The organism is Phyllobacterium sp. P5_D12 (assembly GCF_054049495.1).
Genome location: NZ_JBFUMG010000741.1, coordinates 1 through 1,730, shown reverse-complemented (window position 1 = coordinate 1,730; position 1,730 = coordinate 1). Strand labels below are relative to the sequence as shown.

Annotated in this window: 2 protein-coding genes; one reads left to right on the top strand and one right to left on the bottom strand. The window is 58.5% G+C overall.

Annotation, left to right across the window (positions count from 1 at the left end):
- Window positions 1-922, top strand: a 922-nt coding sequence (locus ACXJ5O_RS25935; protein WP_457302417.1) for an ATP-dependent Clp protease proteolytic subunit, incomplete at its 5' end; no start/stop codon positions are given.
- A gap of 115 nt (window positions 923-1,037) precedes the next feature.
- On the opposite strand, the gene ACXJ5O_RS25930 is transcribed toward ACXJ5O_RS25935, so the two are convergent.
- Complete coding sequence (locus ACXJ5O_RS25930; protein WP_457302416.1) at window positions 1,038-1,613, bottom strand: recombinase family protein; 576 nt, start codon at window positions 1,611-1,613, stop codon at window positions 1,038-1,040.
- Window positions 1,614-1,730 lie beyond the last annotated feature (117 nt).

Below are 1,730 nucleotides of genomic sequence, written 5' to 3'. Positions count from 1 at the left end.
AATGAAACGCATTGTAGCGGCCTTCGCCGCCGCAGCATTGGCCAGCACCAGCCATGCTGCAACCTTTACTTCTATCTCAGATAAAATACTGCTCATGGATGGCGAGATCGTTGAAGGCGATAACGTGCGACTGATTGCAGCTGTTACCGCCGCCAATGAGGCGGGCAACGCCATTCAGTCGCTGCTGCTCAACTCGCCGGGTGGCAATGTCGGCGCTGGGGTAAAGCTGGCCTATGCGGTGCATCTGCTCGGCCTTAAAACTGCCGTAGCGAGTGGTGATCGCTGCAACTCAATGTGCCCGCTGGTGTGGGCCGCAGGAGCGAAGCGCTACCATATGGCAGGGGCGCGTATCGGCGTACACTCGGCGTCGACCTATCAAGAAGCCTCGGAAGGCGGTGAAGTTATGCCATACGAGGGTGAATCAGCCAAGGCAACAACACTTGAAATGGCGCGGCTTGCCAAACTCTATGGCATGCCTGACAGCGTCATTGCCAAGATGGTCACTACTCCCGGCGATCAGATGGCGTGGCTTAACAGCGATGAAGTGGCGGGTTTCTCCGAGTTCATCAGCGATACGCGGAAAGAGGAGGCGATGCGCCCGCCGACTACCACAGCAGCCATTGTACCCGTACTGCCCAAGCCATCCTACGTGCCTGATCGCAGCGAGTGGACGATGACCTGCCAATCCGCCACCTCTGGCAAGACCTACGAAGTATCGCTGTTCAACAACGGCAAAATCGTCGTTGGCCCCAACACCTACAGCTATGACGGCAATTGGGCGAAGAACGGTGCTGGCTCCTATCTAGCCAAGGGCAAGACGCGCTATGGCCACTTCGTCGCCGTGTTCCATTCGACCAGTCCGCAGCCCTACATCGCCTTCGTCAACAACAAGGGCGAGCGGGTCAAGGACTGGTGTCGCTGACGCATGGCCTGCTCGGCATAACCAGCTTCCTCTGTCTCGTGGGAGGGTGATCCGGCGTTTGAGGATTATCGCCCGAATAACCGTGCGGTTCCTAGCCGCGACCGTGCCCGCGGCATTACCTCGCGTTGTCGACGACGGAAGCCGCGCTTTTCAGCACGTTCTGGACCGTCGCCACGCTGAAACCGACGCTCTTCGCGATCGAGCGAAAGCTTTCGCCGGCAGACCGGCGCGCTTGGATGTCGCTGGCAATCGTTTCCGTAACCGCCTTGGGTCGACCGCCGGTTCGCCCTTCGGCCTTGGCCCGTGCAATGCCTTCCATCTGTCGCTCGCGCCGGATGGCCGTCTCAAACTCAGCAACAGCCGCGAGCACCTGAAGCTGGAGCTTGCCAGCCGGCGTTGTCATGTCCAGGCTTTGGTCAAGCGCCCTGAAGGCAACTCCTTTGGCCTGCAGCTCCTGAACGATGTTGAGCAGGTCAATGGCAGATCGCGCCAAGCGATCAAGCTTAGTCACCAGCAGCGTGTCGCCCTCCCGCACATAGTCCAGGCACTTCTTCAGCTCTTCGCGTTCACGATCGACGCCGGATCGCTTTTCCTGGAAGATTTTGGTCGCACCGGCCGCTTTCAGCCGGTCCACCTGTCCCGCATGATCCTGCCCGACACTGGACACGCGCGCATAACCGATGATGTGCATTGTTGTACACTTCCCTCTAAGAGCTTGCCTAACACATAATTAGTGTACGCAAAGAGTACGCGCAAGATTTATTTGCTAGAAAGTGTACCTTTATGTACGGGGCCGCTTGGTGTCGGC